This is a genomic window from Sphingomonas trueperi, from assembly GCF_011927635.1.
Classification (GTDB): Bacteria; Pseudomonadota; Alphaproteobacteria; order Sphingomonadales; family Sphingomonadaceae; genus Sphingomonas; species Sphingomonas trueperi.
In genome coordinates this window covers 1-8,454 of the sequence record NZ_JAATJB010000033.1, presented here as the reverse complement: position 1 = coordinate 8,454, position 8,454 = coordinate 1, and the positions used below count along the sequence as shown (strand labels likewise).

Genomic DNA, 8,454 nt, shown 5'->3' with positions numbered 1-8,454 from the left:
CTCGCTACGACCGCTGCCCAACCGTCTTCTTCTCTGCCGTCGCCCTCGCGGCCACCGTCATCTTCTGGCTATGACCAATGAGTCCTGACCCTAAGACGGGTCAGGCGATCCGCATGGGATCGGCGTCGGAGAACGGCACGGAGGTCGTCGTCGGCACCGCGGTGATGCGGATCGGACAGAACAGCCGCAACGTCGCGACCGCGGTCGCCGATCGGTTGAAGTCGATCAACGCCTCGCTGCCACCCGACGTAGTGGTGCAGCCGGTCCTCGATCGCACAGCCCTGGTCAATTCCACCATCAAGACGGTGGCGAAGAATCTCGGCGAAGGCGCACTGCTCGTCATCGTCGTGCTGTTCCTGTTGCTCGGCAACTTCCGCGCCGCGCTGATCGCCGCGGCGGTCATCCCGGTCACGATGATGCTGACCGGGTTCGGAATGTTACGGCTGGGGGTTTCGGCGAACCTCATGTCGCTCGGCGCGCTGGACTTCGGGCTGATCGTCGATGGTGCCGTCATCATCGTCGAGAATGCGTTGCGGCGTCTCGCCGAGCAACAGCATCACGAAGGTCGCCTGCTGAGCGTCAAGGAGCGGTTGGAGGCGGTCGCGACCGCGGCGCGCGAGATGATCCGTCCGTCCGTGTACGGGCAGGCAATCATCATCCTCGTCTATGTGCCCTTGCTGACGCTGACCGGCGTCGAGGGCAAGACGTTCGTGCCGATGGCGCTCACCGTCATCATCGCGCTGCTGTTCGCGTTCGTCCTGTCGCTGACCTTCGTGCCTGCGGCGATCGCCATCTGGCTGTCGCGGAGGGTGAACGAGGAGGACGGGCGGATCATCTCGTGGCTGAAGCAGCGCTACGAACCGGGCCTTGAGAAGGCGATGAAGCGACCGTCGATCACCATCGGCGCCGGCGTCGTCAGCCTCGTCGCCGCGGCGCTTGCCTTCACGACGCTGGGACAGGTGTTCCTCCCCCAGCTCGACGAGGGCGACCTGCTCATCCAGGCGCTGCGCATTCCGGCGACATCGGTGCAGCAGAGCCAGGCGATGCAGGTGCCGATCGAGCGCATGGTCTCGAAGCAACCCGAGGTGCGGTTCGTCTTCTCCAAGACGGGCACGGCCGAGCTGGCTTCGGACCCGATGCCGCCCAACGCGACCGACATGTTCGTCATCCTGAAGCCGCATGCGGAATGGCCCGACCCCAAACTGGAGAAGGCCGCGCTGGTCGAGCGGCTGGAGACGAAGCTCGCGCAGTTCCCGGGCAACGCCTATGAGATCACGCAGCCAATCCAGATGCGGTTCAACGAGCTGATCGCCGGCGTGCGCGGCGACATCGCGGTGAAGGTGTTCGGCGACGACTTCGCCTCCATGAACCGCACCGCCGAACAGATCGCCGGCATCCTTCGCCGGACGCAAGGAGCGGCTGACGTGAAGGTCGAACAGACGACGGGACTTCCCATGCTCGACATTCGCGTCAACCGCGACGCGATGGCACGGGTCGGCGTCACCGCGCAGGATGTGCAGGACACCATCACCGCCACGCTCGGCGGTCGCGAGTCCGGCATGATCTTCGAGGGAGACCGGCGCTTTCCGGTGGTCATCCGCCTGTCGGACGCCGAGCGCGCCGACCTGGGGCTGCTCGAACAGGTGCAGGTGCCGGTCGCCGGCGGTGGCTATGTGCCGCTGTCCAGCGTCGCCGATATCGGCGTCGTCGACGGGCCGAACCAGATCAGCCGCGAGAACGGCAAGCGCCGCGTCGTCGTCCAGGCGAACGTCCGCGGACGCGACGTCGGCAGCGTGGTCGCGGATGCGCAGGCGGCGGTCGCCGGCGTGCGCCTGCCGGCGGGCAGCTATCTCGAATGGGGCGGCCAGTTCGAGAATCTCGAATCCGCCAGCCAGCGGCTCAAACTCGTGGTGCCGGCGTGCTTCGTGCTGATCCTGCTGCTCCTCTACGGGGCCTTGGGATCGGTACGCGATGCGGCGATCGTCTTCACCGGCGTGCCCTTCGCGCTGGTGGGAGGCGTGCTGCTGCTGTTCGTTCGCGGCATGGACTTCTCGATCTCGGCCGCGGTGGGATTCATCGCATTGTCGGGTATCGCGGTCCTCAACGGCCTCGTCATGGTTAGTTCGGTGCAGGAGCTGATCCGGTCGGGCATGGACCGGGCCGAAGCGGCGCGGACGGGCGCGCTCCAGCGATTGCGCCCGGTCGTCATGACCGCGCTGGTCGCCAGTCTCGGCTTCGTACCGATGGCATTCGCCAGCGGAGCCGGCGCGGAAGTGCAGAAGCCGCTCGCGACCGTCGTCATCGGCGGCCTGATCTCGGCGACGCTGCTGACGCTGTTCGTGCTGCCGACGCTTTACGCCCGGTTCGGGCAGCAAGCGGTCAAGGTCGACGACGCGGATAGGGCGGACGACGGCGCGCCGCTGCCGCAACCCGCATGATCGCGTCTGGCAGGGGGGACTGACGATGGCGGCGCTCAAGTTCGCACTGATCCCCATGATCGCGATCATGATCGGCGCGCTTCTCGCCGGGTGGCGCACACCCGGCGAGAGGCTGGTCGCCGCCATGCAGCACCTTGCAGCCGGCGTCGTATTTGCCGCGGCGGCGACCGAAATCCTGCCGCTGGTGATGCACGGGGGATCGCCGGCTGCGACGCTGATCGGCGGTGCGATCGGCGTCGCGGTAATGCTGGGCCTCAAGGCGGCGGAAGGCCGGTTTGACGGCCCCGTGGCGCTGCTCGCCGCGATCGGGCTCGATCTTGCTATTGACGGCCTGGTTCTGGGTCTGGCCTTCATCGCCGGCGAGAAGGCGGGCACGTTGCTGGCGGTCGCGCTGACGCTCGAAGTGCTGTTCCTGGCCCTGACGCTCACCAATGATCTGACGAGCCGGTATCGCAAGATGAAGGCGATCGGCCTAACCTGCGCGCTTGCGCTGCTGGTGCCGATCGGCGCACTCGTCGTGCAGCCCGTGGCGCTGCTGTCGCCGGTGTGGATCACGGGATTCCTGAGTTTCGGCCTGATGGCGCTGCTCTACCTCGTCACCGAGGAGCTGCTGGTCGAGGCGCACGAGAAACCGGACTCTCCGCTCATCAGCGCGATGTTCTTCGTCGGCTTTCTCGCACTGCTGCTCATCGAGGAGATCGCGATGTGACCGGCCTGACCTTGAGCGGTGTCGATGTGCGCCGCGATCCATCCCGTAAGGAGAAGAAAATGTCGATCACCACGGCGCGATGGTCCTTTCTGGCCGCTGCGATTGCCCTGTCTGCGTGTTCCGGCGGCAAGCCGGCGGGCCAGTTCGGATCGAACGAGTCCGGTGCGACCGATGCCATCCACGGATCGAGCGCACGGCACGGCCGGCATGGCGATGCCGTCGACCGGCGATCCTGATACCGACTTCCTTCGGGGCATGATCCCGCACCATGAAGGTGCGGTCGATATGGCTCGCGCCGAGCTTGCCAACGGCACCGATCCGAAGGTGCGCGCGATGGCGGAGGAGGTGATCCGGACCCAACAGGCCGAAATCGTGAAGATGCAGGCCTGGCTCGCCGAACGGCAAGCCACAAAGAAGGGGACGCGATAATGGCACACGATCACGGCGAAGCCGGGCACAGCCACGACCATACGGCCGGCGCCAACGCCAAGATGCTCAGATGGGCGCTTGCCCTGACGGCGACCTATCTCGTGGCAGAGGTGGTCGGCGCCTTCGTGTTCAACAGCCTCGCGCTGCTGTCCGACGCAGCCCATATGATGACCGACGTCGCCGGTCTGGTCATCGCGTTGATGGCGATCCATCTCGGCAAGAAGGCTGCCGACGACAAGCGGACGTTCGGCTACAAACGACTGGAAATCCTCGCCGCGACCTTCAATGCGATCCTGCTGTTCGTCGTCGCCATGTATATCCTTTACGAGGCGATCCAGCGCTTCCGCGAGCCGCAGTCGATTCAGTCGACCGGCATGTTGATCGTCGCGGTCATTGGCCTCGTCGTGAACTTCGTATCGATGCGTCTGCTGACCGCCGGCAAGGACGAAAGCTTCAACGTCAAAGGCGCCTACCTGGAAGTATGGGCCGACATGATCGGCTCGGTCGGCGTCATCCTTGGTGCCCTCGCGATACGGTTCACGGGCTGGACGTGGGTCGATCCAGTCATCGCCATCGGCATCGGCCTGTGGGTGCTGCCGCGCACCTGGGTTCTGCTCAAGGGAACGATCAACGTGCTGCTGGAAGGTGTCCCCGGCGGGTTGAAGCTGCCGGAGATCCGTTCAACGATCGCCGCCATTCCGGGTGTCGCCGGCGTTCATGACCTGCACGTCTGGTCGATGGCTTCGGACGAGATCAATTGCACCGCCCATGTGACGCTCGGCGAGGGCGTCGATCCCGATAGCGTCAGGGTTGCAGTGACCAGAACACTCGACGAGAGGTTCGGGATCGAACATTCGACGATCCAGACCGAAGCGCCATCGCAAGCCTGTGAGGATGACCAGCACCTTCATCGCTAGCCATCTCGGCGATCGAAAGTCACAACCGGTATGCTCTATGTCGTCATCAAGGCAATGATCTCCGGTGCGATTATCGCGGCGGTTTCGGAGATCGCCAAGCGCAGTCCCGGCGTCGGCGCACTTGTCGCATCGTTGCCGTTAGTCTCTGTGCTGGGAATGATCTGGCTGTGGCGCGACACCCAAGATCGGGTGCTGATGGCGTCTCACGCCGGGGCGACTTTCTGGTTCGTGCTGCCATCGTTACCGATGTTCCTGCTGATCCCCGCGTTGCTCGGGCGCAACGTACCATTCTGGCTAGCGCTGGGCGCGGGGTGCCTCCTTACCATCCTGCTCTATCTCGGCCTGGTATGCCTTGGTCCACGCCTCGGCCTGCGGTTATAGGCCATCAGCGCAGGTCTCCCGCAATGTTGAGAGGCAACGCACACTAGACCAACGCCATATATCCGCTATGCTGGATATATGGAAAACGACTCGGCTATCACTGCGCTGGGCGCACTCGCACAGGGCACCCGCCTCGACGTGTTCCGCCTGCTGGTGCGGCACGAACCGGACGGCATGGCCGCAGGCGATATCGCCCGCCAGCTCGACGTGCCGCAGAACACCATGTCGGCGCATCTCGGAATCCTCGCCCGTGCGGGTCTGGTCCGCTCCGAACGGCATAGCCGCTCGATCATCTACCGTGCCGATCTGGACGGCCTGCGCGCGCTGACGCTGTTCCTCGTCAAGGATTGCTGCGCCGGCAATGCGGAGCTGTGCGCGCCGCTCGTCGCCGAACTCGCCCCCTGCTGCTGAAAGGACATCCCGTGGCCGTCGATATCGTCATCTATCACAACCCCGAGTGCGGCACGTCGCGCAACACGCTGGCGATGATCCGCAATGCCGGCATCGAGCCGCATGTGGTCGAATATCTGAAAACCCCACCCGCACGCGCGCTGCTAGTCGAGTTGATCGACCGCGCCGGCATGAGGCCGCGTGAGCTGCTGCGCGAGAAGGGGACGCCCTATGCCGATTTGGGCCTGGGCGACACGTCGCTGTCCGACGACGCGCTGGTGGATGCGATGATGGCGCATCCGATCCTCATCAACCGGCCGCTGGTTGTCTCGCCGCTCGGCGTGAAGCTCTGTCGGCCGTCCGATGCCGTGCTTGATCTGCTGCCAAGCGATCAGCTCGGCGCGTTCGCGAAGGAAGACGGGGAGAAGGTGGTCGATGCTTCGGGCCAGCGCGTCGCCTGATGCTCCTTGCCGTCCTGATCTTCGTCGCGACGATCGCGCTCGTCATCTGGCAACCCAAGGGACTCGGCATCGGGTGGAGCGCGATGGGCGGGGCCGTCGTGGCGCTGCTCGCGGGGGTGGTCACGCTGTCCGACGTGCCGGTGGTGTGGGGCATCGTCTGGAATGCGACCGCTGCGTTCGTCGCGATCATCGTCATCAGCCTGCTGCTCGATGAAGCCGGGTTCTTCGAATGGGCCGCGCTCCACGTCGCCCGCTGGGGCCGGGGGCATGGTCGTCGGCTGTTCGTCCTGATCGTGCTGCTCGGCGCGGCGGTATCCGCGCTGTTCGCCAACGACGGCGCGGCGCTGATCCTGACGCCGATCGTCATCGCCATGCTGCGGGCGCTCGGCTTCAAGGACAAGGCGACGCTGGCGTTCGTCATGGCCGCCGGGTTCATCGCCGACACCGCCAGCCTGCCGCTGGTCGTGTCGAACCTCGTCAACATCGTGTCGGCCGATTTCTTCAAGATCGGGTTCGGCGAATACGCGGCCGTGATGGTACCGGTCGACCTCGTGTCGATCGCCGCGACGCTGGGCGCGCTGCTGCTGTTCTTCCGGCGCGACATACCGACCGACTATGACGTGGGAGCGCTGCGCGCGCCGCGCGACGCGATCCGCGATGCCGCGACCTTCCGCGCCGGATGGATCGTTCTCGCGCTGCTGCTCGCCGGCTTCTTCCTGCTCGAACCGCTCGGCGTGCCGGTCAGCGCCGTGGCCGCTGCCGGCGCGATCCTGCTGCTGGTGATCGCGGGGCGGGGCCAGGTGATCTCAACGGCCAAGGTGCTGCGCGGCGCACCCTGGCAGGTCGTGATCTTCTCGCTCGGCATGTATCTCGTCGTCTACGGCCTGCGGAACGCCGGCCTGACCGATCATCTGGCGGCGCTGCTCGATCGCACGGCGCAAGGGGGCGTGTGGGGCGCGGCGCTGGGTACGGGCGTGATCGCGGCCGTCCTGTCGTCGGTGATGAACAACATGCCGACCGTGCTGGTAGGCGCGCTCTCGATCGACGCCACCCACGCCACGGGCGCGATCAGGGAAGCGATGATCTACGCCAACGTGATCGGCTGCGATCTCGGCCCTAAGCTGACGCCGATCGGTTCGCTCGCGACGCTGCTGTGGCTCCACGTCCTTGGACAGAAGGGCGTGCGGATCGGATGGGGCTATTACTTCCGTGTTGGCGTCACGCTCACCGTGCCGGTGTTGCTCATCACGCTCGCGGCGCTCGCGATCCGGATCAGCCTCGCGTGATGGGACTGACCATCACGACACTCGAATTCGCCGAGCTGGCCGGGTTGGCATGGTTCCTCAACGCTGCGAGCCTACCGAGCGCCGACCTCGCCGACCCTGGCCGCCTGTTCTTCCGGTTCGAGGCCGATAGCCTCGTCGGCTATGGCGGCCTGGAGGGGGAAGGGGCTGACCGCCTGCTCCGCTCGATCGTCATCCTTGCCGATCGCCGCGGGCATGGCCTGGGGCGGGCGTTGGTCGCCACCCTCGAACGACAGGCGCGCGACTTCGGGGTGCGTCGCCTCCATCTGCTGACGACGACGGCCGCGCCATTCTTCCGGGCGCTTGGCTATGCCGACGCAGATCGCGGCGCTGCTCCCCCGGCCGTCGCCGCATCGCGCGAGTTTACCGCGCTATGCCCGGCGTCGGCCGCCTATCTCGTGAAAGCTCTCTGATGCCGCTCCGCACGCTTGCCGATCCCGATACCCTGCCGGCACTCGATCCCGCCTATGCCATCCAGCGGCCGGCGCTGGGGCTTGGCCCGCTCGATTCCGCGCCGCGTATCCTTCTGCTCTATGGTTCGCTGCGCGAACGGTCCTTCTCCCGGCTGTGTGTCGAGGAAGCGGCGCGCCTGCTCCGGTTCTTCGGCTGCGAGACGCGCATCTTCGATCCATCGGCCCTGCCGCTGCCCGACCAACATGCCGGCGACGACCATCCGGCCGTCCATGAGCTGCGCGAGCTGTCTCTATGGTCGGAGGGTCAGGTGTGGTGCAGCCCGGAACGTCACGGGCAGATCACCGGCATCATGAAATTGCAGATCGACCATCTGCCGCTGTCGATGGGCGGGATGCGCCCGACGCAGGGGCGGACGCTCGCGGTCATGCAGGTGTCGGCCGGATCGCAGTCGTTCAACAGCGTCAACACGCTGCGCGTGCTGGGTCGCTGGATGCGGATGGTGACGATCCCGAACCAGTCGAGCGTCGCCAAGGCGTTCAATGAGTTCGATGACGACGGACGGATGAAGCCATCGAGCTACTATGACCGGATCGTCGATGTGATGGAGGAGCTGGTGCGGTTCACGGTGCTGCTGCGCGCGCATACTGTGCAACTGGTCGATCGCTATTCAGAGCGAAAGGAAGCCGGGGTGCCGATCAATACTGCGATGGACCTGTCCAGCATCGCGATTGCGCCGTAGGTCTCACAACTGAACTGCCTAAAAGAATTGACTATTTCCGATGCTTGCGAAGTGATGAAGCTCTCGCCGCGCTGGCTCACTCGACCCAGCTCGAAGCCAAGCGAGGCCAATTAACAGCGTAAACCACGACCAGATTTTACATAATCAATGTTATCGGACTGACGGATTTGCTTTACGTGTAAGCGCAACGTACAAATGTCACTCTTCCGCCAGATAGAGATGTCACAATCTCTGGTCGGCGCCTTCCGAGTGGCATGCCACCCGAGCAATTG

At 65.2% G+C, this 8,454-nt stretch carries 10 protein-coding genes and 1 pseudogene; all 11 read left to right on the top strand.

Translation table 11 applies throughout. The annotated features are described in order from the left end of the window. Positions 1 to 92 precede the first annotated feature (92 nt). A pseudogene (locus GGR89_RS21905) lies at positions 93 to 2,438 on the top strand (efflux RND transporter permease subunit); the annotation flags it as partial. A gap of 25 nt (positions 2,439 to 2,463) precedes the next feature. After that, a complete protein-coding gene (locus tag GGR89_RS21900) occupies positions 2,464 to 3,147 on the top strand; it encodes a ZIP family metal transporter (RefSeq protein WP_018251250.1) in 684 nt (227 codons plus the stop codon). Next, positions 3,144 to 3,383, top strand: a complete 240-nt coding sequence (locus GGR89_RS22520; RefSeq protein WP_018251251.1) for a hypothetical protein — start codon at positions 3,144 to 3,146, stop codon at positions 3,381 to 3,383. Before GGR89_RS21900 ends, GGR89_RS22520 begins: the two co-directional genes overlap by 4 nt. Further along, positions 3,319 to 3,576, top strand: coding sequence for a CopM family metallochaperone (copM, locus tag GGR89_RS22515; protein WP_231376782.1), 258 nt, complete (start codon positions 3,319 to 3,321; stop codon positions 3,574 to 3,576). The genes GGR89_RS22520 and copM overlap by 65 nt, the downstream gene beginning before the upstream one ends. Next, positions 3,576 to 4,493, top strand: coding sequence for a cation diffusion facilitator family transporter (locus GGR89_RS21890; protein ID WP_018251253.1), 918 nt, complete (start codon positions 3,576 to 3,578; stop codon positions 4,491 to 4,493). Before copM ends, GGR89_RS21890 begins: the two co-directional genes overlap by 1 nt. A gap of 30 nt (positions 4,494 to 4,523) precedes the next feature. Then, positions 4,524 to 4,874, top strand: coding sequence for a DUF3147 family protein (locus tag GGR89_RS21885; RefSeq protein WP_018251254.1), 351 nt, complete (start codon positions 4,524 to 4,526; stop codon positions 4,872 to 4,874). Between the two features lie 78 nt (positions 4,875 to 4,952). After that, positions 4,953 to 5,285 carry an ArsR/SmtB family transcription factor gene (locus GGR89_RS21880; RefSeq protein WP_018251255.1) on the top strand — a complete coding sequence of 111 codons (333 nt, stop codon included), beginning with the start codon at positions 4,953 to 4,955 and terminating at the stop codon, positions 5,283 to 5,285. 11 nt (positions 5,286 to 5,296) lie between these two features. Continuing rightward, positions 5,297 to 5,725 carry an arsenate reductase (glutaredoxin) gene (arsC, locus tag GGR89_RS21875; RefSeq protein WP_018251256.1) on the top strand — a complete coding sequence of 143 codons (429 nt, stop codon included), beginning with the start codon at positions 5,297 to 5,299 and terminating at the stop codon, positions 5,723 to 5,725. Beyond that, a complete protein-coding gene (locus tag GGR89_RS21870) occupies positions 5,725 to 7,011 on the top strand; it encodes an arsenic transporter (RefSeq protein ID WP_043061442.1) in 1,287 nt (428 codons plus the stop codon). The genes arsC and GGR89_RS21870 overlap by 1 nt, the downstream gene beginning before the upstream one ends. Next, positions 7,011 to 7,442, top strand: a complete 432-nt coding sequence (gene arsN2, locus GGR89_RS21865; protein ID WP_125972934.1) for an arsenic resistance N-acetyltransferase ArsN2 — start codon at positions 7,011 to 7,013, stop codon at positions 7,440 to 7,442. The genes GGR89_RS21870 and arsN2 overlap by 1 nt, the downstream gene beginning before the upstream one ends. After that, the gene (arsH, locus tag GGR89_RS21860) at positions 7,442 to 8,182 is read left to right on the top strand and encodes an arsenical resistance protein ArsH (protein WP_018251259.1); all 741 of its coding nucleotides are present in this window, start codon (positions 7,442 to 7,444) and stop codon (positions 8,180 to 8,182) included. The genes arsN2 and arsH overlap by 1 nt, the downstream gene beginning before the upstream one ends. Positions 8,183 to 8,454 lie beyond the last annotated feature (272 nt).